The sequence below is a fragment of the Streptomyces sp. NPDC090108 genome, assembly GCF_044747185.1.
GTDB lineage: Bacteria > Actinomycetota > Actinomycetes > Streptomycetales > Streptomycetaceae > Streptomyces.
Genome location: NZ_JBIVDQ010000001.1, coordinates 1,058,299 through 1,084,452 on the forward strand (window position 1 = coordinate 1,058,299; position 26,154 = coordinate 1,084,452).

29 protein-coding genes and 3 tRNA genes are annotated in these 26,154 nt (G+C 72.5%); 9 read left to right on the forward strand and 23 right to left on the reverse strand.

Features of this window, described 5'->3' with window-relative positions; all coding sequences use genetic code 11:
• Nucleotides 1-2: 2 nt before the first annotated feature.
• The 6 genes from ACIPRD_RS04665 to ACIPRD_RS04690 all read right to left on the reverse strand — a co-directional run bounded on the left by ACIPRD_RS04665 (nt 3) and on the right by ACIPRD_RS04690 (nt 2,209).
• A complete protein-coding gene (locus tag ACIPRD_RS04665) occupies nt 3-584 on the reverse strand; it encodes a TetR/AcrR family transcriptional regulator (protein WP_401559798.1) in 582 nt (193 codons plus the stop codon).
• A gap of 172 nt (nt 585-756) precedes the next feature.
• Nucleotides 757-1,185, reverse strand: coding sequence for a MaoC family dehydratase (locus tag ACIPRD_RS04670; RefSeq protein ID WP_356400954.1), 429 nt, complete (start codon nt 1,183-1,185; stop codon nt 757-759).
• Between the two features lie 6 nt (nt 1,186-1,191).
• A complete protein-coding gene (locus ACIPRD_RS04675; protein ID WP_356400956.1) occupies nt 1,192-1,644 on the reverse strand; it encodes a MaoC family dehydratase N-terminal domain-containing protein in 453 nt (150 codons plus the stop codon).
• Between the two features lie 122 nt (nt 1,645-1,766).
• On the reverse strand, nt 1,767-1,931 hold the full coding sequence (rpmG, locus tag ACIPRD_RS04680; protein ID WP_018834916.1) for a 50S ribosomal protein L33: 165 nt from the start codon (nt 1,929-1,931) through the stop codon (nt 1,767-1,769).
• 86 nt (nt 1,932-2,017) lie between these two features.
• Nucleotides 2,018-2,090: transfer RNA gene (locus ACIPRD_RS04685), tRNA-Met, on the reverse strand.
• A 46-nt stretch (nt 2,091-2,136) separates the two neighbouring features.
• Nucleotides 2,137-2,209 (reverse strand) — tRNA-Thr (locus ACIPRD_RS04690).
• Nucleotides 2,210-3,123: 914 nt separating this feature from the next.
• Here ACIPRD_RS04690 and ACIPRD_RS04695 point away from each other — a divergent pair.
• Together ACIPRD_RS04695 and ACIPRD_RS04700 are read left to right on the forward strand one after the other, a co-directional pair.
• Nucleotides 3,124-4,392: an amidohydrolase family protein gene (locus ACIPRD_RS04695; RefSeq protein WP_356400958.1), complete on the forward strand. Its 1,269-nt coding sequence runs from the start codon at nt 3,124-3,126 to the stop codon at nt 4,390-4,392.
• A 111-nt stretch (nt 4,393-4,503) separates the two neighbouring features.
• Nucleotides 4,504-5,160, forward strand: a complete 657-nt coding sequence (locus ACIPRD_RS04700; RefSeq protein WP_356400960.1) for an NAD(P)H-binding protein — start codon at nt 4,504-4,506, stop codon at nt 5,158-5,160.
• A gap of 135 nt (nt 5,161-5,295) precedes the next feature.
• Here ACIPRD_RS04700 and ACIPRD_RS04705 read toward each other — a convergent pair whose 3' ends face one another.
• On the reverse strand, nt 5,296-5,511 hold the full coding sequence (locus ACIPRD_RS04705; protein WP_356400962.1) for a hypothetical protein: 216 nt from the start codon (nt 5,509-5,511) through the stop codon (nt 5,296-5,298).
• 302 nt (nt 5,512-5,813) lie between these two features.
• Here ACIPRD_RS04705 and ACIPRD_RS04710 point away from each other — a divergent pair, with 302 nt between their 5' ends.
• Nucleotides 5,814-6,332, forward strand: a complete 519-nt coding sequence (locus tag ACIPRD_RS04710) for a lamin tail domain-containing protein (RefSeq protein ID WP_356400963.1) — start codon at nt 5,814-5,816, stop codon at nt 6,330-6,332.
• A gap of 211 nt (nt 6,333-6,543) precedes the next feature.
• Here the strand turns inward: ACIPRD_RS04710 and ACIPRD_RS04715 are convergent, their stop codons facing one another.
• Nucleotides 6,544-6,786 (reverse strand): hypothetical protein, encoded by a 243-nt coding sequence (locus ACIPRD_RS04715; protein WP_401559801.1) that lies wholly within the window; start codon nt 6,784-6,786, stop codon nt 6,544-6,546.
• 272 nt (nt 6,787-7,058) lie between these two features.
• Between ACIPRD_RS04715 and ACIPRD_RS04720 the strand changes: the two genes are divergently transcribed.
• From ACIPRD_RS04720 to ACIPRD_RS04730, 3 genes are read left to right on the forward strand one after another with little or no spacing between them, the layout of a single operon-like run.
• A complete protein-coding gene (locus ACIPRD_RS04720; RefSeq protein ID WP_401559803.1) occupies nt 7,059-7,787 on the forward strand; it encodes a hypothetical protein in 729 nt (242 codons plus the stop codon).
• A 28-nt stretch (nt 7,788-7,815) separates the two neighbouring features.
• Complete coding sequence (locus ACIPRD_RS04725; RefSeq protein ID WP_401559806.1) at nt 7,816-8,373, forward strand: SigE family RNA polymerase sigma factor; 558 nt, start codon at nt 7,816-7,818, stop codon at nt 8,371-8,373.
• Nucleotides 8,370-9,143, forward strand: a complete 774-nt coding sequence (locus ACIPRD_RS04730) for a hypothetical protein (RefSeq protein WP_401559809.1) — start codon at nt 8,370-8,372, stop codon at nt 9,141-9,143. The genes ACIPRD_RS04725 and ACIPRD_RS04730 overlap by 4 nt, the downstream gene beginning before the upstream one ends.
• Nucleotides 9,144-9,415: 272 nt before the next feature.
• Here the strand turns inward: ACIPRD_RS04730 and ACIPRD_RS04735 are convergent.
• Nucleotides 9,416-9,497 (reverse strand) — tRNA-Tyr (locus tag ACIPRD_RS04735).
• Nucleotides 9,498-9,812: 315 nt separating this feature from the next.
• Here ACIPRD_RS04735 and ACIPRD_RS04740 point away from each other — a divergent pair.
• Nucleotides 9,813-10,301, forward strand: coding sequence for a YajQ family cyclic di-GMP-binding protein (locus ACIPRD_RS04740; protein WP_356400972.1), 489 nt, complete (start codon nt 9,813-9,815; stop codon nt 10,299-10,301).
• A gap of 153 nt (nt 10,302-10,454) precedes the next feature.
• On the opposite strand, the gene ACIPRD_RS04745 is transcribed toward ACIPRD_RS04740, so the two are convergent.
• Nucleotides 10,455-10,721 (reverse strand): GlsB/YeaQ/YmgE family stress response membrane protein, encoded by a 267-nt coding sequence (locus tag ACIPRD_RS04745; RefSeq protein WP_356400974.1) that lies wholly within the window; start codon nt 10,719-10,721, stop codon nt 10,455-10,457.
• 338 nt (nt 10,722-11,059) lie between these two features.
• On the opposite strand from ACIPRD_RS04745, the gene ACIPRD_RS04750 reads away from it, so the two are divergent.
• Nucleotides 11,060-11,461 carry a YccF domain-containing protein gene (locus tag ACIPRD_RS04750; RefSeq protein ID WP_356400975.1) on the forward strand — a complete coding sequence of 134 codons (402 nt, stop codon included), beginning with the start codon at nt 11,060-11,062 and terminating at the stop codon, nt 11,459-11,461.
• Nucleotides 11,462-11,510: 49 nt separating this feature from the next.
• On the opposite strand, the gene ACIPRD_RS04755 is transcribed toward ACIPRD_RS04750, so the two are convergent.
• From ACIPRD_RS04755 to ACIPRD_RS04815, 13 genes are all read right to left on the reverse strand, one after another.
• Nucleotides 11,511-12,155, reverse strand: coding sequence for a hypothetical protein (locus ACIPRD_RS04755; protein ID WP_401559813.1), 645 nt, complete (start codon nt 12,153-12,155; stop codon nt 11,511-11,513).
• Entirely contained in the window at nt 12,155-12,712 is a 558-nt protein-coding gene (locus ACIPRD_RS04760; protein WP_356400979.1) for a matrixin family metalloprotease, read from the reverse strand. Before ACIPRD_RS04760 ends, ACIPRD_RS04755 begins: the two co-directional genes overlap by 1 nt.
• 247 nt (nt 12,713-12,959) lie before the next feature.
• A complete protein-coding gene (gene htpX / locus ACIPRD_RS04765) occupies nt 12,960-13,823 on the reverse strand; it encodes a zinc metalloprotease HtpX (RefSeq protein WP_356400980.1) in 864 nt (287 codons plus the stop codon).
• A gap of 166 nt (nt 13,824-13,989) precedes the next feature.
• Nucleotides 13,990-15,603 (reverse strand): NADH-quinone oxidoreductase subunit N, encoded by a 1,614-nt coding sequence (locus ACIPRD_RS04770; RefSeq protein ID WP_401559817.1) that lies wholly within the window; start codon nt 15,601-15,603, stop codon nt 13,990-13,992.
• On the reverse strand, nt 15,600-17,174 hold the full coding sequence (locus tag ACIPRD_RS04775; RefSeq protein WP_401559820.1) for a NuoM family protein: 1,575 nt from the start codon (nt 17,172-17,174) through the stop codon (nt 15,600-15,602). Before ACIPRD_RS04775 ends, ACIPRD_RS04770 begins: the two co-directional genes overlap by 4 nt.
• Before the next feature lie 6 nt (nt 17,175-17,180).
• Nucleotides 17,181-19,175, reverse strand: a complete 1,995-nt coding sequence (locus tag ACIPRD_RS04780) for an NADH-quinone oxidoreductase subunit L (RefSeq protein WP_401559823.1) — start codon at nt 19,173-19,175, stop codon at nt 17,181-17,183.
• Nucleotides 19,172-19,546 carry an NADH-quinone oxidoreductase subunit NuoK gene (gene nuoK, locus ACIPRD_RS04785; RefSeq protein ID WP_356400988.1) on the reverse strand — a complete coding sequence of 125 codons (375 nt, stop codon included), beginning with the start codon at nt 19,544-19,546 and terminating at the stop codon, nt 19,172-19,174. The genes ACIPRD_RS04780 and nuoK overlap by 4 nt, the downstream gene beginning before the upstream one ends.
• Complete coding sequence (locus ACIPRD_RS04790) at nt 19,546-20,208, reverse strand: NADH-quinone oxidoreductase subunit J (RefSeq protein ID WP_356400990.1); 663 nt, start codon at nt 20,206-20,208, stop codon at nt 19,546-19,548. Before ACIPRD_RS04790 ends, nuoK begins: the two co-directional genes overlap by 1 nt.
• On the reverse strand, nt 20,205-20,810 hold the full coding sequence (locus tag ACIPRD_RS04795; RefSeq protein ID WP_356400992.1) for an NADH-quinone oxidoreductase subunit I: 606 nt from the start codon (nt 20,808-20,810) through the stop codon (nt 20,205-20,207). Before ACIPRD_RS04795 ends, ACIPRD_RS04790 begins: the two co-directional genes overlap by 4 nt.
• Nucleotides 20,811-20,812: 2 nt before the next feature.
• Complete coding sequence (locus ACIPRD_RS04800; RefSeq protein WP_401559828.1) at nt 20,813-21,781, reverse strand: NADH-quinone oxidoreductase subunit H; 969 nt, start codon at nt 21,779-21,781, stop codon at nt 20,813-20,815.
• Nucleotides 21,778-23,337: an NADH-quinone oxidoreductase subunit C gene (locus tag ACIPRD_RS04805; RefSeq protein WP_401559831.1), complete on the reverse strand. Its 1,560-nt coding sequence runs from the start codon at nt 23,335-23,337 to the stop codon at nt 21,778-21,780. Before ACIPRD_RS04805 ends, ACIPRD_RS04800 begins: the two co-directional genes overlap by 4 nt.
• Entirely contained in the window at nt 23,334-24,059 is a 726-nt protein-coding gene (gene nuoB, locus ACIPRD_RS04810) for an NADH-quinone oxidoreductase subunit NuoB (protein WP_401559834.1), read from the reverse strand. Before nuoB ends, ACIPRD_RS04805 begins: the two co-directional genes overlap by 4 nt.
• A complete protein-coding gene (locus ACIPRD_RS04815; protein ID WP_356401000.1) occupies nt 24,050-24,466 on the reverse strand; it encodes an NADH-quinone oxidoreductase subunit A in 417 nt (138 codons plus the stop codon). Before ACIPRD_RS04815 ends, nuoB begins: the two co-directional genes overlap by 10 nt.
• 329 nt (nt 24,467-24,795) lie before the next feature.
• On the opposite strand from ACIPRD_RS04815, the gene ACIPRD_RS04820 reads away from it, so the two are divergent.
• Nucleotides 24,796-26,070, forward strand: a complete 1,275-nt coding sequence (locus tag ACIPRD_RS04820) for a sensor histidine kinase (RefSeq protein ID WP_401559837.1) — start codon at nt 24,796-24,798, stop codon at nt 26,068-26,070.
• Nucleotides 26,071-26,154 lie beyond the last annotated feature (84 nt).

Consider the following 26,154-nt stretch of genomic DNA (forward strand, 5'->3'; position numbering starts at 1 on the left):
CCCTACGTGCACTGCCCCTTCTCCAGCCGCCCCGTCACCCGGGCGGAGGGGTACATCCCCTCCCACACCTGGTGCTCCGGCGGGAACCCCATGGCCATGAGCGTGTTGATGAGCATCCCGTAGGCCATGAAGGTGCTGGTCTCGCCGAGGTCCGACCCGAGAGGCGCGTGCACGGTCTCCCAGAGCCGCATCCAGCCGGCCCGCACGGCCTCGCCGAACTCGTGGTCGCCCTCCGCCTCGGCGGCCGCGACCGCGACGTACGCCTGCATCTGCATCCGGAGCAGCTCGGGGCGCTCCTGGATCAGCTGGACGTAGGCCTGCGCCATGACGGGCAGCGCCTCCTCGCCCCGCAGCCCCTCGGCCGCGTCCTCGAAGACGCGGCGCGTCTCCTCCATGCAGCGCAGAGCGGCGGCGGCGAAGATCGCCTTCTTGCCCGGGAAGAGCCGGAAGAGATACGGCTGCGAGACACCCACCCGGCGGGCGACCGCCTCGGTGGAGGTGCCGTAGTAACCGCGCTGCGCGAACTCGTCGATCGCCGCGCGGACGACGCTCTCGCGCCGTTCCTCCGCACTCATCCTGACCATGCGAAGTAAGTTAGTACTCAATAACCAACCGTGCAAGGGGGCTTCGCGTACGAGTGCAGCGCGAAAGGCCTCGCGTACGAGTAAGGGGCGCCCCGCAGTGGCGGTCGCCCCTTACTTCGTCTGTCGATCGGCGCTTCGGGTGCTTCTCCTGCCGATCGGCGCTTCGGGCCGTTCAGGCCAGGCGGACGACCGCCCGGGACATGCCGAGCACCTTCTGGCCGCCGCTCATGGCGACCAGGTCCACGCGCACGGTGTTGTCGTCGAGCTTGGCCGCGACCTTGCCGCTGACCTCGATCTCGGCGCCCTGCTCGTCATTGGGGACGACGACCGGCTTGGTGAAGCGGACGCCGTACTCCACGACCGCGCCCGGGTCGCCGAGCCAGTCGGTGACCACGCGGACGGCCTCGGCCATGGTGAACATGCCGTGCGCGATGACGTCCGGCAGGCCCACCTCCTTGGCGAACTTCTCGTTCCAGTGGATGGGGTTGAAGTCCCCGGAGGCGCCCGCGTAGCGCACCAGTGTGGCGCGGGTCACGGGGAAGGTACGGGCCGGCAGTTCGGTGCCGACCTCGACGTCGTCGTAGGCGATCTTCGCCGTCATCGCTTCTCAGGCCTCCTCGGCCGCACGGGCCACGAGCTTGGTCCAGGCGGTCACCACATGCTCGCCGGCCTCGTCGTGCACCTCACCGCGGATGTCCAGGATGTCGTTGCCCGCCATGGACTTGACGGCCTCGATGGTGGAGGTGACCGTGAGCCGGTCACCGGCGCGCACCGGGCGGCTGTAGGCGAACTTCTGGTCCCCGTGCACCACGCGGCTGTAGTCCAGGCCGAGCTGCGGGTCCTCGACGACCTGCCCGGCGGCCCGGAAGGTGATGGAGAACACGAAGGTCGGCGGGGCGATCACATCGGAGTGACCGAACGCCTTGGCGGCCTCCGGGTCCGTGTACGCGGGGTTGGTCTCCCCGACCGCCTCGGCGAACTCGCGGATCTTCTCCCGGCCCACCTCGTAGGGCGCGGTGGGCGGGTAGGTCCGCCCCACGAAGGACTGGTCGAGCGCCATGGCCCGGTACCTCCTGGTCTCGGCAGTGCGACAGGTGTCACCAGCGGGCCGGCGTCACCAGCGTGTGAAACGACGGGAGGCCGCCCCCGACATGCGGGGACGGCCTCACGTACGAGCCTGAATTATCGCGTTTCGCGATGCGCGGTGTGCGCATTGCAACGCGGGCAGTGCTTCTTCATCTCCATTCGGTCCGGGTTGTTACGCCGGTTCTTCTTGGTGATGTAGTTCCGCTCCTTGCACTCCACGCAGGCCAGCGTGATCTTCGGGCGGACGTCGGTGGCAGCCACGTGAGTGCTCCTAGGACGAACGGATAGGTTTAACGCATAACAGAGTAGCCGATCGAAGGACCGACCCCGCAATCGGCTACCGTGTGTAGCGGTGACCGGACTTGAACCGGTGACACAGCGATTATGAGCCGCTTGCTCTACCGACTGAGCTACACCGCTTTGATGAGATCAGTTCCCGCCTTGCGACGGGAACCTCTCACACCAGAGCCCCAAAACGGAATCGAACCGTTGACCTTCTCCTTACCATGGAGACGCTCTGCCGACTGAGCTATTGGGGCGAGCGAGGAAGACATTACACGGTCCGCAGCCGATCGCCCAAATCCGTATCCGGACACCCCCCGAGCCCCTGATCCCAGGCCTCCCCGCAGCCCCGCGAACCCCATGGGACGACAGCCGCACGGGCGGTCCGGCGGGGCCGGGCGCAGCATCGGGGCCGGTGCCGGGAGGGCGGGTGCGGTCCACACCGGGACGGCCCTGCTCGCGGGAGCGGCGGCCGCAGGGGCCGACCCGGACGGCCGGGTCGGCGGGTGGGGCAGGTGCGGCGGGTGCGGCGGGTGCGGCGGGCAGGACCCCGCCGGCCCCTGTGCGCGAGGGCAGCAGGCCCGGTCCATGCCCGGACGGGCCAGAACGGCCGGGGCGCCCATAGCGGGCGGACAGGCGAGCGCAGGGCCGGACCGGACGTCTGGGCGGCCGAGCTGCGACCGGGGCGTGCCGTGCACGAAGAGTCACCGGGACGGGCCGCCGGATTCGGCGGAACCGGCCGCCGGGGCGGCGCGCGGGCGCGGGCGCGGCGAGCCGCCGGGGTCGTGCGCGGACGGAACCGGCCGCCGGGTTCGTGCGCGGGCGCGGCGGGATCGTCGCCAGGTCGGTGCGCGGCCGGGGCTGCCCGGCCGCGCCGGGGAACGCGGCGTGCGGCCGGAGTCTGCCGTCCGGCCCCCGCCGGCAAACGCGGCGTACGGCCGGAGTCTGCCGTCCGGCCTCCGCCGGGGAACGCGGCGCACGCCACGCGTGCGGGCGACACGCGTACCGCCATGGGTGGACCACGCCGGTACGACTATTGCGCTCCTCCGCGCCCCCAGGGGTTGCCGACCCTAGGCTCGGCCTTTGCGTGATCTTGAATCCACCGCGCTCCCGAAGCCCCCGCGCGGCCCGTCCGAGCACCCCCGGCCCCGGCCCCGACCCATGGAGTCCGATGACCGACAGTCAGCCGCAGCCGCATCCGTGGTCGTCGAACTCGCCGGGGTCCCCGGGGCAGGGCGACCCGGCCGCCCTCCTGCTGTGCGGGGCGCGGCTGACCGACGGCCGCAGGGTGGACGTACGGCTGGGCGGCGGGCGGATCGAGGCGGTCGGCACGGCCGGCAGCCTGTCCCCGGGGTCGTGCCGGGCCGGTGTCACGCGTGTGGACCTCAGCGGCTACCTGCTCCTGCCGGCTCCGGCCGAGCCGCACGCCCACGGAGACACCGCGCTCTCCGCCGAGCGGCCCGGCCCGGTGTCGTACACCCCCGAGGACGTGCAGCGGCGGGCCACGGAGGCGGCCCTGCTGCAGCTCGGGCACGGCGCGACGGCGGTGCGCGCGCACGTGCGGGTCGGCGACGTGCAGGGCCTGAGCGCGCTGGAGGCGGTGCTCCAGGCCCGGCGTTCGCTGCGCGGGCTCGCGGAGCTGACCACGGTCGCGATGCCCCGGCTGCTCACCGGGGCGGCCGGCGCCGACGGGCTCGCGATGCTGCGGGACGCGGTGAAGATGGGCGCCACCGCGGTGGGCGGCTGCCCTGACCTGGACCCGGACCCGACGGGCTACGTGGAGGCCGTCCTGGAGGTGGCCTCCGAACACGGCTGCCCGGTGGACCTGCACACCGACGCCACCGACACCGCGCGGCTGTCGCGGCTCGCGGCCATGGCGGGCGGCATGCGTCCCGGGGTGACGATCGGGCCGTGCGCCGGGCTCGCCCGCCTGCCCGCCGAGGCCGTCACCCGGGCCGCCGACCAGCTCGCGGCGGCCGGTGTCACGGTCGTGTGCCTGCCCCAGGGCGGCTGCGCCGGTTCCGAGCGCCGGGGCACGGCCCCGGTACGGATCCTGCGGGCGGCCGGGGTGCGGGTGGCGGCGGGCGGCGGCGCGCTCCGGGACGTCGCCAACCCGGTCGGCCGCGCCGACCCCCTGGAGGCGGCCTATCTCCTCGCCTCGGGACACGGCCTGCGCCCGCAGGCCGCCTACGACGCCGTGAGCGCGTCCGCCCGTGCCGTCCTGGGCCTCCCCGAGGTGCGGGTCGAGGCGGGTTTCCCCGCCGAACTCCTCGCCGTACGCGGCGACCACCTGTCCGGTGCCCTCTCGCTCGCCTACAGCCGGATCGTCGTCCACCGCGGCCGGGTGGTCGCCCGCACGAGCGCGGTCCGCGAGTACTGCAACTCGGCGGTGGAGGCGGAGCCGGGGCTGCCGCGTCAGGGGCGCGGGGAGGGGCCGTAGGGGATCGACCCCCAGGGCGCCCGGGGTCGGGCCCCGCGGGGCCCCTGAACGATCCCTGAACGGCCTTGACGGGTGCGGCGGAGGCGGCGCTTCGGGCGTACGGTCGGACGCATGCGCATTGTCATCGCTGGTGGTCATGGTCAGATCGCGCTGCGGCTGGAACGGCTGCTCGCCCGGCGCGGGGACGAGGTCGCGGGAATCATCCGCAAGGCCGAGCAGGGCGACGACCTGCGGGCGGTCGGCGCCGAACCGGTGTTGCTCGACCTGGAGTCGGCGTCGGTGGAGGAGGTCGCCGACCGTCTCCGGGGCGCGGACGCGGCGGTGTTCGCGGCCGGCGCGGGCCCGGGCAGCGGGACGGCCCGCAAGGAGACGGTGGACAGGAACGCGGCGGTGCTGTTCGCGGAGGCGGCCGTGCGCGCGGGCGTACGGCGCTTCCTGGTGGTCTCCTCGATGGGCGCGGACCCCGGGCACCCGGGGGACGACGTCTTCGACGTGTACCTGCGCGCCAAGGGCGAGGCCGACGCGTTCGTCACCCGACAGGACGCGCTCGACTGGACGATTCTGCGTCCCGGTGCGTTGACGGACGACGCCGGCACCGGGCTGGTCCGCCTGGAGGCGCACACCGGACGCGGCCCGGTCCCCCGGGACGACGTGGCGGCCGTCCTGGCCGAGCTGGTGGAGACCTCGGCGACGGCCGGCCTGACGCTGGAGCTGATCGGCGGGTCGACCCCGGTGTCGGTGGCGGTGAAGTCGGTCGCGGGCAACTGAGCGACCGGGCAGGGCGCGGGAGGGCGCGCGCCCGGGCAGGGCGCGGGCGCCAGGGAGGCTGCGGGCCCGGGTCAGGGTGCGGGCGCCAGGGAGGCTGCGGGCCCGGGTCAGGGTGCGGGAGACTGCGGGCCCGGGTCAGAACAGGGGCAGTTGCCCGGGGAAGTCCGGCAGGGTGTAGCCGTCCAACGACGGCTGGAGCGCTCCCAGTTGTGCGTGCTGCCGCGAACCCGAACACGAGACGAGCTCGTCGTGCCCCCGCGCCTCCCCCGGTGGATCGTGCCGGGCGAAGCGCCCCGCGACGACGGCGATGTCGCGGCGGCACACAGGACAGGTTCTACGACGTGAGGACATGCCGTCAGTGTGCCCTGCCCTTTTCGGCCGTTACTCACTTTCGGGTGACGGCCTGTCCGCCACCGGGGTGGCGCGGCCTGGCGCATCGGATCCGCAGGTCAAGCGCCACTTGGCCCGCGCCGCTGAGCATGCGTCAACTCTCTGCATTCAGCACATAAATGGACCATACAGGAAAGAGTCACCGAAATATGGATGACCGGTAACGATCGACACGTCGCATCCCCATTCCCCGCGAATCGTGGGCACGGTGTGACCACGGCGGCCGACCGGTCGCCCTCGCTCGCTCCACGCAGGGAGAAACAGTGACCGTATCCACGACCGCTCGCCGTCTGACTGCCGCCGCGCTGACCGCCGCGGCCATCACCGCGGCGGTCGCCGTGCCGGCCTCGGCCGCCGACCACGGCCGCTCGCACCGGGACACCGTGCGGATCAGTGAGGTGCAGCACGACTCGGGCTTCCGCGGCCCCCACTCCAACCGGGCCCTGAACAGCGAGTGGGTCGAGATCACCAACAGCCAGCGCCGCTCGGTGAACCTCGACGGCTGGACCCTCTCCGACCGCGCCGGCCACACCTACACGTTCCACCATTACCGCCTGGACGGGCGCTCCACCGTCCGCGTCCACACGGGCATCGGCCGCGACACCCGCCACGACCTGTTCCAGGACCGCCGCAACTCCGTCTGGGACCAGCGGGACACCGCCACCCTGCGCGACGACCACCGCCACGTGGTCGACGTCGCCTCCTGGGGCAACGGCCACCGCGACGGAGGCGACCACCGTCGTGACGGTGGCGACCACCACCGCGGCGGCGGCCGCCACTGAGCCGACGGCCCGTCACTGACGCGGCCACCCCACGCGGACAGCCGCTGACCACGGCGTCCACGGACACCGCCAAGGGCCCCGTGACCTGCCTCCCGCAGGCCACGGGGCCCTTGCCCGCGTGTGTCCGGTCATGTCACCCGGGGTGCGCCCCCACGAGCGCTCGCGCGGGGCCCTCGGCCGCACGGCCCGGACCGGCGGTACGCGGTGCGGTTCAGCCGCTCTGGGAGCGGACCCATCCGTAGAGGTGGACGGCGCGCAGGACCGTGCGCACGATGCGCAGGCCGAACCTCTCGGCCACGAAAAGCCCGATCAGGGCCGTGAAGGCCGCCTGGGACGCGTGCCAGGCCGAGCAGAAGAATCGCGGGATCCGCCGTTCGGGCAGCGCCTCCCCGCATCTCAGACACGTGCGGACATCTGTTTCTGGGACGCTCGGCGTCCCGGTCTCCCCACCCATGCGGGCGACCCTAGTTGTCCCCGGGAGCGGAATCGAACGGACCTCGCACAGGAAGCGACCCCGTGCCCGGGGCGGCCAAAAAAATCTGGTGAAGCGATGTCGCGCGGGCGTGCAACCCGCCGCGGGTGTCCGGGAGTACCTACGGGCGGACGTCCAAGCCGCGGCCACCGCTCCTGGTGGTCGCCGCAGGCCGGCACGCGGGCCCAGCGCGCCGGCCGTCGAGGACCGCCCGGCGTGGTGCCGGGCGGCAGCTTTGAAGGAGAAAACGCTCGATGGCTCTCAGTCTTGCCAGAAAGGCAGCCCTGGCGACCGTCGCGATCGCCGCGCTCGGAGGGGTCTCGTTCGGTGCTTCCGCGAGCGAGGCGGCTTCGGGTCCGGCCGCCCACCCGGCGTCGTCCGCACCCGCCGCCTCCGCACCCGCCGCCTCCGCACCCGCCTCCGTAGCCGCCGCCCGGCCTGCTTCCGTCCACCGGGCCCACCGGCAGGTGCCGCAGACACCGCAGGTGGTCACGCAGGTGATCGGCAAGGGCCGGGTGGACGGGCACCGTTGGTCGGTGGCGCTGGAGTTCCACCGGACGCTGCCCAAGGGCTACACCCCGCCCAAGGACCCGGCCGGAGACTCGACACCGAGCACGGCGCTGCTGTGTCAGCGCATGTACATCGGGGGCGTCCGCATCGACCACCAGGGCGGACCCTGGTCCGACTGCCAGGGTGTCACCGGCACCCAGGACCGCCGGGCCGCGGGCGAAATGGGCCTGTGGGGCCTGCACGACAAGGGTCTGAGCGGCAGCCGGCTGATGGTCTCCAACCCGGAAGCCGACGTCGCCTACGGGGTGGTCTCGCTCTCCGACGGCACCCGGGTCAGGGCCACCACCGTCACCGTCCCCGGCACCGTCTACCGCGCCTGGGCCGCGCCCGTCCCCGGCGGACACACCATCACCGCGGTGGACCAGTACGACAGCCACCACCACCGGCTCACCCACGACACCTACTGGCGCTGACCAGCACGAAGGACGGGCATCTCCTGCTGTGCAGCCATGTGACCGCGAGGCCTCGGCCGGCGGACCGGACGCGGAGTTCACCCGGTTCGTCGCCGCCCGTTGGCGGGCCCTGACCCACACCGCGTACCTGCTCACCGGCGACTTCCACGAAGCGGAGGACCTGGTGCAGACGACGCTGGTGAAGGTGTACCCGCACTGGCGGCGGCTGGATCCGGAGCGCGCCGAGCACTATGTCCGCCGCGCGCTGGTCAACACCAACCGCAGCCGGCATCGCCGCCGCAGGATCACCCACCTCCTTCTCCCGTCACTGCCCGACACCGGCCCCGTCCGCGACGACGGGGCCGGTGTCGAAGACGTGGACGCGTTCGACGCCCTGGCCCGCGAGCTCGCCGATCTGCCCGAACGGCAGCGAGCGGTCGTGGTGCTGCGCTACTGCGAGGATCTGTCCGTCGAGGAAGTGGCGGACATCCTCGGCTGTTCGGCCGGCACCGTGAAGAGCCAGGCGTCCCGGGCCCTGGCCAAACTGCGCTCCCGGTCGGCCCTCGCCCGTACCTACCTGCCCAGTCGCCCCGCAGAGGCACGATGACTCCACACCACGGCCAAGAGGACTGGGTGCGCGCCGCTTTCGCCCGGTCACGCGAGGCCTACCCCTCGTCCCCGGCTCCCGTCGACCGGATCCTGACCGCCGGGCGCGCCCGCAGGAGACGCCGCCGTGCCGCGGTGGCTGCCGCGGCAAGTGCCGCCTGCGTCCTCGGCCTCGGCCTGGCGGTCGCGTTCCTGAAGCCACCACCTGCTGCCGTCGCCCCCGCGCTCCGGCCCTCACCCGTCGCGAGTTCCCCCTCCGCCCCGGCTCCCGACACGGTCGGTGTGCGGGTGGCCGGGGGGACGACGGACGGGCACCGTTGGTCGGTGGCGCTGGAGTTCCACCGAACCCTGCCCAAGGGCTACACCCCGCCCGCGGACCTGGACGGAACCACGGCACCGGACACGTCACTGCTGTGTCAGCGCATGTACATCGGGGGCGTCCGCATCGACCACCAGGGCGGCCCCTGGTCCGACTGCCAGACCGTCAGCGGCACCCACGACCCCCGCACGTCGGGCGAAATGGGCCTGTGGAGCCTCCACGACAAGGGCCTCACCGGCAGCCGGCTGATGGTCGCCGACCCGGAAGCCGACGTCGCCTACGGCCTGGTCACCCTCTCCGACGGCACCCGGCTCAAGGCCACCACCGTCACCGTGCCCGGCACCGTCTACCGCGCCTGGGCCGCGCCCGTCCCCGACGGACACACCATCACCGCGGTCGACCAGTACGACAGCCACCACCACCGACTCACCCACGACACCAACTGGCACTGAGCCGCCGGGGCCGGCAGGTCCGGGAATCCCGCATTCCAGCGGTCTACGCCGCTGCACCTGGAGGCGCGAGAACGGCCGCGGGTTCCGGACCCCGCACGGAGGACTGACCCGGCACACCGGCTACGGCGGGGTCCGGACGGAAGCCCGCGCACGGGCGTGCACTCCCCATCAGGACGCCTGGGGGACAGCTGGGGGGCGCACCCCGGTCGGAAGAACGAAGAGACCCCCTCCGATCCGCCGTGATGGCTGATCGAAGGGGGTCTTCCCCAGTGTGGCGGCGCCAGGATTCGAACCTGGGAAGGCTGAGCCGGCAGATTTACAGTCTGCTCCCTTTGGCCGCTCGGGCACACCGCCTGGGTTGCTGCCGTTCGAACCGCTTTTCGGCGGTGCTCCCTGGCAACGACGTAAACAATACCCGATGCGGAGGGGTGCTTCGCCACCCGATTGATCTGCGCCCTTGGGGGCGTGACGGCGGCCGGTGCCGGCGCCGCGGGATCGGGCCCGGCGACGCCGTGGACGCGCGTGCCGGACCCGGCGACCCCGGCGGGATCCGGAGGACAGGCCCTAGGCTGGTGCGGATGCGGCCCGGCGCTTCGCCGGGCTCGGCGGCCGCCGACTCGCACGCCGGACGCACCCGTTACGCACCCCCGATACAAGGAGCCACAGGACATGGCCGACTCCAGTTTCGACATCGTCTCGAAGGTCGAGCGGCAGGAGGTCGACAACGCCCTCAACCAGGCCGCCAAGGAGATCTCGCAGCGCTACGACTTCAAGGGCGTGGGCGCCTCGATCTCGTGGTCCGGTGACAAGATCCTCATGGAGGCGAACTCCGAGGACCGGGTGAACGCTGTCCTCGACGTCTTCCAGTCCAAGCTGGTCAAGCGGGGCATCTCGCTGAAGGCCCTGGACGCCGGCGAGCCCCAGCTGTCCGGCAAGGAGTACAAGATCTTCGCGACGATCGAGGAGGGCATCTCCCAGGAGAACGCGAAGAAGGTGGCGAAGATCATCCGCGACGAGGGCCCCAAGGGCATCAAGGCCCAGGTCCAGGGCGAGGAGCTGCGTGTCACCTCCAAGAGCCGCGACGACCTGCAGACCGTGATCTCGCTGCTCAAGGGCAAGGACTTCGACTTCGCCCTGCAGTTCGTGAACTACCGGTAGCACCCGGGTGCCCGCACCCGCGGGCGAGACGCGAGAAGGGTGGGCGCCCCGTCGTGGGACGCCCACCCTCTCGTCGTACGGTCCGGCCGCCGCGTTCGCCGTACGGTCCAGGCGTCGCGCGTGCCGTACCGTCCGGCCGTCGCGCGCGGCCGGTCAGTCCCGCGAGTTGCCGAACAGCAGACGGTAGGCGATCAGCAGGACGAGGGAACCGCCGATGGCGGCGGTCCAGGTGGCTCCGTCGAAGAACTGCTTGGAGACCGGATGGCCCAGCCAGCGGGCCGAGATCCAGCCGCCGATGAACGCACCGGCGATGCCGATGAGGGTCGTTCCGATGAAGCCGCCGGGGTCGCGGCCCGGCAGCAGGATCTTGGCGATTGCTCCGGCCAGCAGGCCGAGGATGATCCAAGCGATGATGCTCATGCCGTGAACCTGCCCTCCCGTGCTGGGCCCGCACGGTCCGGTTTCTGAGAATTCCATGAGACCGGTGCCCGTCGCGCCCGTCCGTGCCGTACGGCTGAGGCCGTACCGGTGATGAGGACGCCCCGGGGGCACCGCACGGTTGCGGCGGCTGTCCCGGCACGCGGCGCGGGGACTGCCGCCCGGCGTACGGCGCGGGGACGGTCGCCCGGCGTACGGCGCGGGGATTTCCCGCGCTCAGGGCCCTCCCGCGCCGGTCCTGCGGTTCCGCTTCGTCCCCGGGCGCCGGATACTTGCCGGTGAGGCCGGGTACGGCAGCCGCCCGCGAAGGGGAAGCGACCATGAAAATCGTCAGCCTGATCCTCAACATCCTCTGGCTGGTCTTCTGCGGGATCTGGCTGGCCCTCGCCTACACGCTGGCCGCGCTGATCTGCTTCGTCCTGATCATCACGATCCCGTTCGGCGTCGCGTCGCTGCGGATCGCCGGTTTCGTGCTCTGGCCCTTCGGGCGTACGACGGTCGAGAAGCCCGGCGCCGGAGCGGGCTCGCTGATCGGCAACGTGATCTGGATCATCGTCGCGGGTTGGTGGCTCGCCATCGGCCACCTCGTCACCAGCATCCCGCTGTTCCTGTCGGTCATCGGGATCCCCTTCGGCTGGGCGAACCTCAAGCTGATCCCGATCTCCCTCATGCCCCTGGGGCGAGAGGTCGTACCGAGCGACGAGGGGTTCGGCGGCCGCTGAACCGGACGGAACCGGGCGGCCCGGCCCGGTTCCACCGGCGTCAGGAGTCCTACGAGGGGGAAGCCTCCGGCGTCGGGTCGTCGGCGGGCTCCTCCGTCGGGTCGTCGGCCGGCGGCGCCGTCGACAGGTCGGACTGGTCCTTCACGGCGGCGACCCACCGGTCGGACATGGTGGACTGCCCGTCGCCGTCCGCGTCCGGAACCCCCGGGGCGCCGGCCTCCGTGTTCGGGATCGGCACGTCCCCGTACACGGGGATCAGCGTGTTGAACCGCTGGTCCGCGTTGTACTTCGTCGCGAACAGGTACCGGTTGCCGACCTGGATCAGGGCGTCGCCGTCGGGCAGATCGACGAGGTTGCCGTCCGCGTCCTTGCCGCCCTGCTGGTTGACGACGACGGTGCCGGTCACATCGCCCTTGAAGACGCGCTGCACCTGCACGGCGTACTGGGTCTCGGCGCCGATCCCCAGGTCCTTCTGGCCCTTCAGGGCGGTGACCTTGCCGTAGAAGAGGTCTTCGGCCTCGCCCGCGAGGTTCGCGTCGTCGGAGAAGTCCGCGTCGTAGGTCAGTTCCAGCCCCGTCGAGGAGGCTTCGCCGCGCTCGCTCGCGTGCTGGTACGCGGCGGTGCCCGCGACGCCGGCCGTCACCACGAAAGCGGCACCGGCTGCGATCAGAACAGTCTTCCGCTTCAAGGTCATCAGTCCCAGAGGTTGTGGTAGCCGTTGCGGTCGGTCGTCGTCGGGCGCGCGTTGGACGGGATGTAACCGATGGTCTTCGACATCAGCGTGCCGTTGGCCTTGTGGTCGAGGCCCAGGGCGTGACCCATCTCGTGCGCGGCCGCCTTGCGCCGCCACCCCTTGCTGCCGTACTTCTTCCCGTCATCGAGGAAGGCCCGGTTCATGACGATCGCGTCCGCGCCGGTGTGGGGGCGCCACTGCGCCACCCAGGAGACGTCCTTGCGGGTGTCGTCCTTCCACTCCAGGTCGGCGATCGTGTCCCACGCGTCGGGGGCGATCTTGACCTTCTTCAGGTTGTAGTCGTCGTTGTACCAGGCGGTGGCGGCCCACTTCCGGGCGTCGTCGAACCTGGTCCCGTCCTCCCAGCGGATCTCGTGGTCGTCGACGGACGACCTCCCCCGCGAGTCGGCCGCGAACGCCGCGGGTGCGGGCACCAGGCTTCCCCCCAGGGCCGCCAGGCACGACGCCAGGGCCAGGCCCATGGCTCTGTGCCGCCGTGTGCGATGTGGCACGGTCATGCGATATCCCCCCATATGCAGTTCTTCGACGCACAACCCTCTGTGCGGTGATCTGCATTCTTGACAGGGCTAGATCAATCCACAAGCCGTTTAGGCTGCCGACTTTGCCAGGAGCCAGGTCTTCCTTGGGCTTCCTATGACCAAGATGGCCGAATCGGACCTGCGGGTGTCCGGATGACGGGCGCGGAACGGCCGGAGGCCGCCCGGAGCGTGCCGGACGGCCTTCAGGACGGGGCAGGGCCGGTCTTCACCGGTTCCGGCCCGCCAGCTTCTCCAGGCGGGCGATCCGCTCCGCCATGGGCGGGTGGGTGGAGAACATCCTGGTCAGGCCCTGGCCGGCGCGGAACGGGTTCGCGATCATCATGTGGCTCGCGGTCTCGATGCGCGGCTCGGGGGGCAGCGGCAGCTGCTGGGTGCCGATCTCCAGCTTGCGCAGGGCCCCGGCGAGAGCCAGCGGATCGCCGGTGAGCTGGGCGCCCGAGGCGTCGGCCTCGTACTCGCGGGAGCGGCTGATGGCCAGTTGGATCAGGGTGGCGGCGAGCGGGCCGAGGATCATGATCAGCAGCATGCCCAGCAGGCCGGGGCCGTCGTCGTCGTCCGAGCGGCCGACGGGGATGAGCCACGCGAAGTTGACCAGGAACATGATCACCGAGGCGAGGGCGCCGGCGACGGACGAGATGAGGATGTCGCGGTTGTAGACGTGGCTCAGCTCGTGGCCGATGACTCCGCGCAGCTCCCGCTCGTCGAGCAGGCGCATGATGCCCTCGGTGCAGCACACCGCCGCGTTGCGCGGGTTGCGGCCGGTGGCGAAGGCGTTGGGGGCCTCCGTCGGGGAGATGTACAGACGCGGCATGGGCTGCCGGGCCTGCGTGGAGAGCTCGCGGACCATGCGGTAGAGCGCGGGGGCCTCGAACTCGCTGACCGGGCGGGCGCGCATCGCGCGGAGCGCCAGCTTGTCGCTGTTCCAGTACGCGTACGCGTTCGTGCCGAGCGCGATCACGACGGCGACGATCAGCCCGGTGCGGCCGAAGAAGCTGCCGATGACGATGATGAGTGCGGACAGTCCCCCGAGGAGTACGGCGGTCCTGAGCCCGTTGTGCCGGCGGTGCACGGTTACGCCCTCCAAGTCGTGCGGCAGGGGACCCTTCGGTCCAGTGGACCCTTCCGCTCTGGTCAACGCCAGGCGGCGGTCGCGAGTTCCCTGCCGTCCGCCGCCGCGCGGGGCCGCCGTACGGGTGACGTGCGCTTACGCCCGCGCGGCCGCGGCCGCGCGGGCCTCAGAACAGGCCGGCGGCCGCGAAGCCCAGGACCAGCTGGGGCGCGACGGAGAGAGCGACGGAGAGGGCGCCGGTGAGGGTGAGCGCGGCGGTGAGGGGGGCCGGGACCCGGTGCCGTACGGGTTCGCCCTCGGGTGCGCGGAAGAGCAGAGCCGTCCACTGGAGGTAGTAGTACAGGGCGACGACGACGTTGACGGCCATGACGACGGCGAGCCAGCCGAGGCCCGCGTCGACGGCCGCCGAGAACACGGTGACCTTGGCGAACAGCCCGATGACGCCCGGCGGCAGTCCGGCCAGGCACAGCAGGAAGAAGGCCATCAGGACGGCGGTCACCGGGTTGGTGGCGTACAGGCCGCGGTAGTCGCTCACCCGGTTGAGGGATTTCGCGCGGCCCACCAGGGCGGCCACGGCGAAGGCGCCGAGGTTCACGACGGCGTACATGAGGGCGTACGCCACGGTGGAGCCGATCGCCTTCTGGGCGTCCTTGGTGTACCCGGCGGCGGCGATCGGCACCAGCAGGTAGCCGGCCTGGCCGACGGAGGACCAGGCGAGCAGCCGTACGGCGCTGTACGCGCGCGTGGCCTGCTGGCGCAGGGCGCCGACGTTGCCCACGGTCATGGTGAGCGCGGCCAGGACGGCGAGGGCGGGCGCCCACACGTCGGCGTACGACGGGAACGCGAGGACGGTGACGAGGATCAGGCCGGAGAACCCGGCCGCCTTGCCGACGACCGACAGGTAGGCGGCGACGGGCAGCGGAGCGCCCACATAGGTGTCGGGGACCCAGAAGTGGAAGGGAACGGCGGCCGTCTTGAAGGCGAAGCCGACCAGGGTGAGGACGACGCCGGTCTGGGCGAGGGTGTGGAACTGGCCGTCGACGTGCTGGATCCGCTGGGCCACCTGGGTGAGGTAGAGGGTGCCCGTGGTGGCGTAGACGAAGCTGATGCCCAGCAGGCTCACGGCCGTGGCGGTGACGGACGACAGGAAGAACTTCAGGGCCGCTTCGGACGACCGCTTGTCGCCGTGCCGGATGCCGACGAGGGCGAACGCCGGGAGGGTGGTGACCTCCAGGGCGACGACGAGGGTGGCCAGGTCGCGGGAGGCCGGCAGCAGGGCGGCGCCGGCCGCGGACTGGAGCAGCAGGAACCAGAACTCCCCCGCCGGGACGCGGCGGCGTTCGTCCGCGACGCCGGTCACCGACAGGAGCGCCGTGAGGAGGGCGCCGCCGAGGACGAGGAACTGGATGACCAGGGTGAAGTGGTCGGCGGTGTAGCTGCACGCGCGCGTGGGGCCGGTCCCGGGCAGGCAGAAGGTGCTGCGGTCGCCGTCCAGGAGAGGCAGCAGCATCAGTGCCGCGGCGGCCAGTCCCGCCACCGACACCCAGCCGAGGACGGGCTTGCGCGCCTCGGGCAGGAACAGGTCGGCGACCAGGACCGCGAGTCCGACGACGGCGGCGATGACGGGCGGGGCGACGGCGAGCCAGTCGACGGACTGGACCAGCGACGGGACCGTCGACGGGGCGGCGGAGTGGATCACGTGGCGGGCTCCGGACTCGGACAGGGGCTGGACCGCGTACGCGACCAGGTGGCCGGCCAGGGAGAGAGCCGGGGCGCTCATCGGGAGCCTCCTGCGAGGAGCTGGTGCACGGCCGGGTCGGTCAGGCCGAGCAGGGCTCTCGGCCACAGTCCGGCGACGACGGTGAGGACGGCGAGCGGGGTCCAGGCCGCGAACTCGTAGCCGCGCACGTCGGCGAGTTCCGGCGTGTCCCGGGGCACGGTGCCCATGCAGACGCGGCGGACCACGGCGAGCAGGTACGCGGCGGTCAGCAGCGTGCCGAAGGCGCCGACGGCCATGAAGGTGAGGAACGCCGGGCGGCTGAGGCCGGCGGCGGGCTCGAACGCGCCGAACAGGGACAGCATCTCGCCCCAGAAGCCGGCGAGGCCGGGCAGTCCGAGGGAGGCGACGGCGGCGAAGGCGAGGAGGCCGCCGAAGCGCGGCGCGCGCCCGTACAGGGCGGCGCCGGTCTCCTTCGCCAGGGTGTCGAGGTCGGTGCTGCCGGTGCGGTCCTTGAGGGCTCCGACCAGGAAGAACAGCAGGCCGGTGATGAGGCCGTGGGCGATGTTGGCGAACAGGGCGCCGTTCACGCCGGTCGGGGTCATGGTGGCGATGCCCAGCAGGACGAAGCCCATGTGGCCGACGGAGGAGTAGGCGATGAGCCGCTTCAGGTCGCCGTTCGCGCCCTGTCTGACGAGGGCAAGGCAGGCCAGGGACCCGTAGACGATGCCGACGACGGCGAACGCGGCGAGGTAGGGGGCGAAGGTGTGGAAGCCGTGCGGCGCGATCGGCAGCAGGATCCGCACGAACCCGTACGTGCCCATCTTCAGCAGTACGCCGGCCAGCATCACGGAGCCGACGGTCGGGGCGGCGGTGTGGGCGTCGGGCAGCCAGCTGTGCAGCGGCCACATCGGGGTCTTGACCGCGAGGCCGATCCCGATCGCCAGAACGGCGATGACCTGCACGGACATGGTCAGTGAGCGGCCGTTGTCAGTGGCGAGTGCCACCATGTCGAACGTGCCCGCCTTGATCCCGATCAGGAGCAGGCCGAGCAGCATGACGACGGAGCCGAGCAGCGTGAAGAGGATGAACTTCCAGGCGGCCCGGGTCCGTCCCGCGCCGCCCCAGCGGGCGATGAGGAAGTACATCGGGATGAGCACGGTCTCGAACGCGAGGAAGAACAGCAGCAGGTCGAGGACGGCGAAGGTCGCGAGGGTGCCGGACTCGAGCAGGAGCACCAGCGCGACGAAGGCCTTCGGGGACGGGCCCGTGGGCGGCTTGAAGTACGAGTAGAGCGCGCAGAGGAAGGTCAGCAGCGCGGTCAGGACCAGAAGGGGGAGGGAGATGCCGTCGACGCCGAGGTGGATCCGGACGTCGAGCGCGGGGATCCAGCTGATGTCGGTCTGGGCCTGCATCCTCGACGGGTGGCTGTGGTCGAAGCCGAGCGCGAGGACGATCGCGGCGATGAGGACCACGCCGGTCACGGTCACGCCGTGCCGCAGCACGGCCTGTTCGGGCGACTTCCCCTTCAGTCCGGGCGGCGCCGGCAGGAGAGCGGCGGCGGCGCCGAGGAGCGGGCCGACGACGACGAACGCCAGAAGGGCCCGCATGACGGACTCGTTGATATCGATCACGGCCGCTCACGCTCCCGAGGCGACGAGAAGGACGGCGACCGTCAGGACGACGGTACCGGCGAGCAGCGCGCTCACATAGGTCTGGACGTTGCCGGTCTGGGCCCGGCGTACGGCGGCTCCGAGCAGCCGGGGCAGCGCGGCGGCGCCGCGCACGTAGGTGTCGACGACCTCGCGGTCGAGGAACCTCACGAGGCTCGCGCCGGCGAGGACCGGGCGGACGAACAGCGCGGAGTACACGGCGTCCAGGTGGAAGCCGGCGGCGGCGGGGCGCCGCAGCGGGCCGAGGAGCAGCCGCGCGGGGTCCGCCGGATCGGACGCGGCGGCGATGTCGCCGTAGGCCGGGGTGTGGGTGGCGATGGCCTCGGCCTCGACCTGGCCGGCGTCGCCCTCGGGGTGGGCGGCGACCGCGCCCAGCGGGGTACGGGCGGCGAGCGGGCGGGTGCGCTGCCAGGTGCCGTAGGTGAGCAGACCGCCGGCCAGGGCGAGGCCGGTGCCGAGGATGGAGGTGAGCAGGGTCGGGGCCAGGGCCACGCCGTCGAACCAGCCGGGCAGTGAGCGGTAGGCGAGCCCGCCGAAGGCGAGGGACGGCACGGCGAGCACCCACAGGACCACGGTCATGGACAGCGGCTGACGGCCGTGCCGGGGGGCCTCGGCGCCCCGGCCGTGGAAGGCCAGCAGCCACAGCCGGGTGGCGTAGGCGGCGGTGAGCAGCGCGGTGACCAGGCCGGCGACGAGGACGACCCAGCCCGCGGCGGCGGGCGCGTGCGCGGTGCTGCCGTCGGCGACGTGTTCGGCGGCGCCGAGGACGGACTCCTTGGAGAAGAAGCCGCTGAAGGGCGGGATCGCGGCGAGCGCGAGCAGGGCCACGGTCATCGTCCAGAAGGCGTCCGGGACACGCTCGCGCAGGTGGCCCATGCGGGACATGGCGGCCAGCGAGTTGGTGCCGGAGGCGTGGATGACCACACCGGCGGCGAGGAACAGCAGGGCCTTGAAGGCGCCGTGGGACAGGAGGTGGAAGACGGCGGCGCCGCGGTCGCCGACGGCGAGGGCGCCGGTCATGTAGCCGAGCTGGCCGATCGTCGAGTAGGCGAGGACGCGCTTGATGTCGTCCTGGGCGAGGGCGGCGAGGCCGGAGCCGGTCATGGTGACGGCGGCCATCACGGCGAGCACCAGCATCGCGGCCCGGGAGGCCTCGAAGACGGGGAGGAGACGCGCGACGAAGTAGACACCGGCGGCGACCATGGTCGCGGCGTGGATCAGCGCCGACACGGGGGTCGGGCCCGCCATCGCGTCCGGGAGCCAGGTGTGCAGCGGGAACTGCGCCGACTTGCCGGCCACGCCCGCGAGGAGCAGCAGGGCGATCAGGGTCGGATGGTGCAGTCCGCCGCTCGCCACGGTGTCGAGGATCCGGGTGATGCGGAAGGAGCCGGCGTCGGTGCCGAGGGCGAACAGGCCGATGAGGAACGGCACGTCACCGAGCTTGGTGACGAGGAAGGCCTTGATGGAGGCGGCGCGCGCCTCCGGGGTCTCCCAGTAGTGGCCGACGAGGAAGTAGGAGCAGATGCCCATGACCTCCCAGCCGACCAGGAGCACCATCAGGTCGCCCGAGTAGACGACGAGGAGCATCGCGGAGGTGAACAGGGAGACGAGCGCCGCGTAGGAGGGGTAGCGCGGGTCCTCGCGCAGGTAGCCCGTCGAGTAGAGCTGCACGCAGGTCGCGACGAAGGCGACCAGGACCGCGACGAGGGCCGCGAAGCCGTCGATGTGCAGGGCCAGGTCGACCGGGACCGAACCGGTGGGCGTCAGCAGCGTGTGGGCGTCGAGGGTGCGGCCGCCGCCCTGCCGCGCGGCGACCAGCGCGGCCAGCACCAGCGAGGCCAGGGCCGGGAGCACGGCGAGCGGGCGGACGAATCCGGGGGCGGTGCGGCCGAGGAGCAGGCCGGCCGCGGCGCCCAGGAAGGGCAGGACGGGGACGAGGACGGCGAGGGTGGTCGTGGTCACGCGGTGGCCTCAGCCTTCTCGGCCCCGTGGGTGCCGTCGCCGTCGCCGGCGGGGCCCTCGGCGGTGTCGCGGAGCTTGTCGATGTCGGAGGTGCCGCGGTTGCGGTACACGGCCAGGACGATCGCGAGGCCGATGCCGATCTCGGCGGCGGCGATGGCGATGGTGAACAGGGTCAGCGCCTGGCCGGAGTGCAGGGTGTCCCGGGCGGCGTGGCTGAGCCAGACGTCGAAGGCGACCAGGTCGAGGTTGACGGCGTTGAGCATCAGCTCGACCGACATCAGGACCAGGATCGCGTTGCGCCGGGCGAGGACGCCGTACAGGCCGGTGCAGAAGAGGAGGGCGGAGAGGACGGCGGGGTAGGCGAGGTGCATCAGCGGGCGCCTTCCTGCTCGCCGGGGGTGGGCCTGCCGGTGAGGGTCGCGGGACCCGCGGTGCCGGTCGCGGCGGTGGGGGCGGCGGGGGGCGCGTCCGCCGCGTCGGCCTTCGCCTTGCGGGACAGCACGATCGCGCCGACCAGGGCGGCGAGGAGGAGGACGGAGAGGGCCTCGAAGGGCAGGACCCAGTTCTGGAAGAGGCTCTGGCCCGTGACGCGGGTGGAGCCGGCGGCCGGGCCGCTCAGATCCATCCAGGTCGCGCGGAAGGCGTCGACGACCACCCAGACCAGGGCGACGGCCGCGGCGACCGCGACCGTGAGGGCGGCCCAGCGGTTGCCCGAGTCGGCGTCCGGGGAGCGACCGATCGGGGCCCTGGTGAGCATCAGGCCGAAGAGGAGGAGGACGACGACGGAACCGACGTAGATGAGGACCTGCACCCAGGCGATGAACTCGGCGGTGAGCAGGAGGTACTCGACGGCCAGGCCGCCGAGCGTGACCACGAGCCACAGGGCGGCGTGCACCAGTTGCCGGGTGGTGACGGTGACGAGCGCGGCGCCGAGGGTGACCAGGCCGACGAGCAGGAAGGCGATCTCGACGCCGGTCGGGGACAGGAAGCCGTGCGGTGCTGCGGCGGCGTGCTGTGCTGCGGCGAGACTCACGACTCCCCCTCCTGTCCCTGTTCGTGTCGCTGCGGTTCCTCTTGCTGCTGTTGCTGGGCCGCGGCCAGTTTCTCCGCGGTCTTGCGGGCGGCGGCGATCTCCTTCGGCTCCTCCGCGTTCGGGTCCAGGGCGGGCGGGGCCGGGACGGTCCACATCCACTCGCGGAGCTTGTCGCGCTCGTGGGTGAGTTCGTGGATGTCGGTCTCGGCGTACTCGAACTCCGGGGACCAGAACAGGGCGTCGAAGGGGCAGACCTCGATGCAGATGCCGCAGTACATGCAGAGGGAGAAGTCGATGGCGAACCGGTCGAGCACGTTGCGGCTGCGCTCGCGGCCGCCGGGGGCGGCCGGCGGGACCGTCTCCTTGTGGGAGTCGATGTAGATGCACCAGTCCGGGCACTCGCGGGCGCACAGCATGCAGACCGTGCAGTTCTCCTCGAACAGGCCGATGACACCGCGGGTGCGGGGCGGAAGTTCGGGCTGGACGTCGGGGTACTGCTCGGTGACCGTCTTCTTCGTCATCGTGCGCAGGGTGACGGCCAGGCCCTTGGCGAGGCCGGCGCCGGGGATGCGGGACCTGGTGGGCGGGAGGGACTCGGCCATGGTTAGGAGATCACCACCTTGACGATGCCGGTGAGGGCGATCTGGGCGAGGGAGAGGGGGACGAGGAGGGTCCAGGAGAGCTTCTGGAGCTGGTCCTCACGCAGGCGCGGGTAGGTGACGCGGAGCCAGATGACGACGAACGCGAGGATCGCGGTCTTCAGCAGGGTCCACACCCAGCCGAGGCCGTCGGCGCCCCAGGGGCCGTGCCAGCCGCCCAGGAACAGGACGGTGGTGAGACCGCACAGGACGACGATGCCGGCGTACTCGGCGAGCAGGAACAGGGCGAACCTGAGACCGGTGTACTCGGTGTACGCGCCGAAGATGATCTCCGAGTCGGCGACGGGCATGTCGAACGGCGGCCGTTGGAGCTCCGCGAGACCGGCGACGAAGAACACCAGTGCGCCGGTGATCTGCCAGGGCACCCACCACCAGTGGAAGGCGTGCAGGATGCCGGGGAGGGAGACCGTGCCGGCCGCCATGGCGACGGAGGCCGCGGCGAGCAGCATCGGAAGCTCGTAGGCGAGCAGTTGGGCGGCCGTGCGCAGGCCGCCGAGCAGGGAGAACTTGTTCGCGCTGGCCCAGCCGGCCATCAGCGAGCCCAGGACTCCGACGCCCATCACCGCGAGGACGAAGAAGACGCCCGCGTCCAGGACCTGTCCGACCGCTCCCGCGCTCGGGCCGATCGGGATGGCGAGCAGGACGAGCAGGTAGGGCAGCAGGGCCACGGCGGGGGCCAGCTGGAAGACGCGGCGGTCGGCGTTCGCCGGGACCACGTCCTCCTTCTGCGCGAACTTCACACCGTCGGCGACGAGCTGGGCCCAGCCGTGGAAGCCACCCGCGTACATCGGGCCGAGGCGGCCCTGCATGTGGGCCATCACCTTGTGCTCGGTCTGACCGATGATCAGCGGGAAGGTGAGGAAGACGACGAAGACGACCAGGAGTCGCAGGGCGACGTCCAGCGCGTCGTTCACTGCGGGCCTCCTGTGGGGTGGTCGGGGGTACCGGGCGTGCCGGGACGGTGGTCGGGGGTGCCGGTGCCGTTGTCGGGATCGAGATCGGGATCGGCCGGGGTCGCGGGTGCGGCGGCCTCGTCAGGGAGCGGGGCGTCCGCCTCCGGGGCCGCTTCTGGAGCGGGCTCCGGGGCGGGCTCCGGGGCCGGTTCCGCAGCGGGCGCCGAGGTCGGCTCCAGGGCCGGTTCCGAGGTGGGCGCCGAGGTCGGCTCCGGGCTCGCTTCGGAAGCGGGCTCCGGGGTCTGCTCCGCAGGGGGCGCCGAGGTGGTCTCCGAAGCCGGTTCCGCGGGCGGCTCGGGGGCCGGTTCCGCCGACGGCTCGGGGGCCGGCTCCGGGGCCGGCTCCGCCGACGGCTCGGGGGCCGGTTCCTCGGCCGGCTCGGGGGCCGGCTCCGTGGCCGGTTCCGGGGTTCCCGCCGGGGCGGGCTCCGCGGTGGGAGACGGCTCCGGTTCCTCGAACGCCGGGCGCGCGTGATGCCACGGGGCGTCCGAGCCGGTGAGCCGGCTCGCCGAGCCCTCGCTCGCGCTCCTCGTACGGCCCGGCCGCGCGACCGCTCCGGTGCCGCCGTCCTCCCCGGCCCCGGTCGCCGCGGAACCGGTAGCTGCGGGACCGGTCGCCGCGGGACCGGTCGGTGCCGGACCCGCCGCCTGGCTCGCCGAGCCCTCGCTCGCGCTCCTCGTACGGCGCGGCCGGGCGGTGGCACCCGTACCGCCCGGTGCCGCAGGTGTTGCAGGTGTTGCCGGTGCTCCCGTGGTCCCTGCGGACTCGACCGCCTCGACAGCCTCCACCGCCTGGGCCGCCTCGGCCGCGCCCTCGGCCGCCTGGCTCGCGGAGCCGCCCGCGGCCGTGCGGGCGCGCCGGACCGGGCGCTCGCCGGCCGCCGCCCGCGCGGGGCGTTCCCCTGCGGCGCGGCCCGCGCCCCGGGCCGGGCGGGCGGGGGCGGCGGGCAGCTGGCCCTTGAGGGGGCCCCACTCGTTCGGGTCGGGGACGCCGGGGGGCAGCATCTGGCGGCGCTTGGGACCGCCGTGGTCGGACTCGCCGGGCTCCTTGGCGCCGGGCCAGGCCTTGGCGACACGGGCGGCGAGGACGAAGTCCTTGCGCAGGGGGTGGCCCTCGAAGTTCTCCGGGAGGAGCAGGTGGTCCAGCCCCGGGTGGCCCTCGAAGCCGACCCCGAACATCTCGTGGGTCTCGCGCTCGTGCCAGGCCGCGCCGGCGTAGACACCGACGGCGGACGGCAGGACCGGCGCCTCGTGCGGGACGGTGGTGCGCAGCAGCAGGCGGCGCACCGGGTGCAGGGCGACGACGTGGGCGGACACGCGGAAACCGGTGCCCGGCTCGTCGACCGCGCTCAGCCAGTCGAAGTAGGTGCAGGAGAGGGCCGTACGGGCCGTCTCCAGGGCGGTGAGCCAGGCGGAGGGCGGGACGTCGACGGTCAGGACGCCGTACGACTCCTCGGCCGTGGCCTCCGCGCCGAAGAGTTCCCCGGCGGGGGCGGGCAGCCAGCCGGCCGTGGTCATCGCGCGTCTCCCTCGGCGGAGGCGGAGGCACCGGGCGCACCGGGCGCACCGGACGCACCAGGCGCCTCGGGGGTCGCCGGGCTCGCGGGGACCGCGGCCTCCGCGGGGACCGGGGGCTTCACCAGGCCGCTCTGCAGGGCGGCGGCCGAGGCGCGGGGGGCCTTGGAGGGGCCGTACCGCTGCGCCAGCGACTCCTCGGCGATCTTCTCCTGGAGCTTGAGGATGCCCTGGAGCAGCGCCTCGGGCCGGGGCGGGCAGCCGGGGACGTACACGTCGACCGGGATGATCTGGTCGACGCCCTTGGTGACGGAGTAGGAGTCCCAGTAGGGGCCGCCGCAGTTGGAGCAGGCGCCGAAGGAGATGACGTACTTGGGTTCCGGCATCTGCTCGTACAGCCGCTTGACCGCAGGGGCCATCTTGTCCGTGACCGTGCCGGAGACGACCATCAGGTCGGCCTGGCGGGGTCCGGGCGCGAAGGGGATGACGCCGAGGCGGATGAAGTCGTGGCGGGCCATCGACGCGGCGATGAACTCGATCGCGCAGCAGGCGAGGCCGAAGTTGAAGACCCAGAGCGAGTAGCGGCGCCCCCAGTTGAGGATCACCTTCATCGGCTCGGGAGCGAGCCGGGCGAGGGTGCCCAGCCGCTTCGGCTCGGGAAGCAGCACCGGCCCGGCGGCGGGCGCCGCGGCCACGGGCTCCGGGACGGCCGGGTTCACGTCCATGTCAGGACGCCCTTCTTGTAGGCGTACAGCAGGCCCACGGCGAGGAAGCCCAGGAAGATGAACATCTCCACCAGGGTCGTCGCGCCGTAGCCGGGGGCGGCGAAGACCGTCGCCCAGGGGAACAGGAAGATCGAGTCGACCGCGAAGATCACGTACAGGAAGGCGTAGACGTAGTAGCGGACCTGGGTGTGGGCCCAGCCCTCGCCGACTGGGTCGACACCGCACTCGTAGGTCAGGAGTTTCTCGGGGGTCGGCACGACGGGCCGCAGCAGGCGGCCCGCGCCGAAGGCGACCGCGACGAAGAGCACGCCGACGAGGGCGAGCAGTCCCACGACCGAGTAGGACGCGAAATATCCGGCCGCGACGTTCTCAGCGGCGAGTGTCGAGCCCCTCAACGTCTCCCGCACCGTCCGTCCCTCGCTCCCTGACCCCATGACCTGATGAATCACGTGGTGTCACGCGATTCGAGGTTGTGTACGCACGGGAGTCTAGGCCCTGATAAGAGCACGGTAAGCAGGCCGTCACTGCGTGAGACACAAGGGCCGTACGGGCAGCGGGGGTTGGAAGTGCCTGTCGTGCCGGTGCCGGGAGCGCTCCGGGAACGGGGTTCCGGGCCCGCGGCGGAACGGGGTGCCGGGCCTCCGCGGGGGCGGGGGCCGGAGTGGGGTTTTCCCCCGGGAGGGAAGGCGGCGCACCTCATGGCGCGCCGGGGACCGGGCACGGCAGGCTGGCTGCCATGACCGCTCCCAGCTCCGCGGCCGCCCGCCGGACCGCCGCCCGCGACCGAACCGGCGGCGCAGGCCGCGCCGACGGCCGCACCCATGGCCGCACCGATGGCCGCACCGACAGCCGTGCCGACGGCACCGACCGCCTGCCGCCGACCCGCTTCGCCTACGACGTGCACACCTGGAAGGAGATCGCGCACCTCCTGCTGAACCTGCCCGTGGCGGTGCTCGGTTTCGTGTACGTGTTCTCCGCGGTGCTCGTCAGCGGCGTCCTCACCCTCACGGTGGTCGGACTTCCGCTGCTGGCCGCCTGCCTGCTCGGCGCCCGGCAGCTGGGCAAGCTGGAGCGGGGCCGGAGCCGGGCGCTGCTCGGGGTGCGGGTGGAGGAGCCGACACCGCTGCCGCTCGCCAGGGGCGGCGGGATGGCGCAGCGGCTGTGGATGGCGCTGAAGGACCCGGTGGCGTGGCGGACGCTGCTGTACGACCTCATCCGGCTGCCCTGGGGCATCCTCACCTTCTGCACCGTGCTGGTCTCGCTGTTCGTGCTGTGGCCGGTGCTGCCGTTCATCGCGCGCGGGTTCGCGAACGTGGACCGGGCGATGGTGCGCGGGCTGCTCTCGCCGTCGGACGAGCTGGAGCGCCGCATCGCCGAACTGGAGTCCGACCGCGGGGTGGTCGTGGACACCGCGGCCGCCGATCTGCGCCGCATCGAGCGGGACCTGCACGACGGGGCCCAGGCCCGGCTGGTCAATCTGGCGATGGGACTCGGACTGGCCAAGGAGAAACTGCTGGAGGGGCAGGCCGACGAGCAGGTGGCGGCGATGGTGGACGAGGCGCACGGCGAGGTGAAGCTCGCGCTGCAGGAGCTGCGCGACCTCGCCCGGGGCATCCACCCGGCCGTGCTGACCGACCGCGGCCTGGACGCGGCGCTGTCCTCCGTCGCCTCCCGCTGCACCGTGCCGGTGAAGGTGACCGCCGAACTGCCCGCCCGGCCGGCGCCCGCGATCGAGGGCATCGCCTACTTCACCGTGTCCGAGCTGCTGCAGAACATCAGCAAGCACAGCGGCGCGCGTACCGCCTCCGTCGATGTCTGGCGCGCGGAGGAACGGCTGCTGATCCAGGTCCGGGACGACGGCCGCGGCGGCGCGACGCTGGAGAGGGGCAGCGGGATGCGGGGCCTCGCGGAGCGGCTGGGCGCGGTGGACGGCCTGTTCGTGGTGGACTCCCCGGCCGGCGGTCCGACGGTCGTCACGGCGGAGCTGCCCTGGCGGGACCGCAAGGAGTGACCCGGCCGCGCCCCGGCGGCCGGGAAGCCCCCTGAGCGCGGGGCGCACACCGCGCGCGGCGCGGAAGGTGGCGCCTGGCCACTC

Bases quoted from the DNA above. Each gene is read 5' to 3' on its own strand.
- ACIPRD_RS04665 (WP_401559798.1), bottom strand. From the start codon at position 584: ATGGTCAGGATGAGTGCGGAGGAACGGCGCGAGAGCGTCGTCCGCGCG.
- ACIPRD_RS04670 (WP_356400954.1), bottom strand. From the start codon at position 1,185: ATGACGGCGAAGATCGCCTACGACGACGTCGAGGTCGGCACCGAACTG.
- ACIPRD_RS04675 (WP_356400956.1), bottom strand. From the start codon at position 1,644: ATGGCGCTCGACCAGTCCTTCGTGGGGCGGACCTACCCGCCCACCGCG.
- ACIPRD_RS04695 (WP_356400958.1), top strand. From the start codon at position 3,124: ATGACCGACAGTCAGCCGCAGCCGCATCCGTGGTCGTCGAACTCGCCG.
- ACIPRD_RS04700 (WP_356400960.1), top strand. From the start codon at position 4,504: ATGCGCATTGTCATCGCTGGTGGTCATGGTCAGATCGCGCTGCGGCTG.
- ACIPRD_RS04705 (WP_356400962.1), bottom strand. From the start codon at position 5,511: ATGTCCTCACGTCGTAGAACCTGTCCTGTGTGCCGCCGCGACATCGCC.
- ACIPRD_RS04715 (WP_401559801.1), bottom strand. From the start codon at position 6,786: ATGGGTGGGGAGACCGGGACGCCGAGCGTCCCAGAAACAGATGTCCGC.
- ACIPRD_RS04720 (WP_401559803.1), top strand. From the start codon at position 7,059: ATGGCTCTCAGTCTTGCCAGAAAGGCAGCCCTGGCGACCGTCGCGATC.
- ACIPRD_RS04730 (WP_401559809.1), top strand. From the start codon at position 8,370: ATGACTCCACACCACGGCCAAGAGGACTGGGTGCGCGCCGCTTTCGCC.
- ACIPRD_RS04740 (WP_356400972.1), top strand. From the start codon at position 9,813: ATGGCCGACTCCAGTTTCGACATCGTCTCGAAGGTCGAGCGGCAGGAG.
- ACIPRD_RS04745 (WP_356400974.1), bottom strand. From the start codon at position 10,721: ATGAGCATCATCGCTTGGATCATCCTCGGCCTGCTGGCCGGAGCAATC.
- ACIPRD_RS04750 (WP_356400975.1), top strand. From the start codon at position 11,060: ATGAAAATCGTCAGCCTGATCCTCAACATCCTCTGGCTGGTCTTCTGC.
- ACIPRD_RS04755 (WP_401559813.1), bottom strand. From the start codon at position 12,155: ATGACCTTGAAGCGGAAGACTGTTCTGATCGCAGCCGGTGCCGCTTTC.
- ACIPRD_RS04760 (WP_356400979.1), bottom strand. From the start codon at position 12,712: ATGACCGTGCCACATCGCACACGGCGGCACAGAGCCATGGGCCTGGCC.
- ACIPRD_RS04770 (WP_401559817.1), bottom strand. From the start codon at position 15,603: ATGAGCGCCCCGGCTCTCTCCCTGGCCGGCCACCTGGTCGCGTACGCG.
- nuoK (WP_356400988.1), bottom strand. From the start codon at position 19,546: ATGCACCTCGCCTACCCCGCCGTCCTCTCCGCCCTCCTCTTCTGCACC.
- ACIPRD_RS04795 (WP_356400992.1), bottom strand. From the start codon at position 20,810: ATGGCCGAGTCCCTCCCGCCCACCAGGTCCCGCATCCCCGGCGCCGGC.
- ACIPRD_RS04805 (WP_401559831.1), bottom strand. From the start codon at position 23,337: ATGACCACGGCCGGCTGGCTGCCCGCCCCCGCCGGGGAACTCTTCGGC.
- nuoB (WP_401559834.1), bottom strand. From the start codon at position 24,059: ATGGACGTGAACCCGGCCGTCCCGGAGCCCGTGGCCGCGGCGCCCGCC.
- ACIPRD_RS04820 (WP_401559837.1), top strand. From the start codon at position 24,796: ATGACCGCTCCCAGCTCCGCGGCCGCCCGCCGGACCGCCGCCCGCGAC.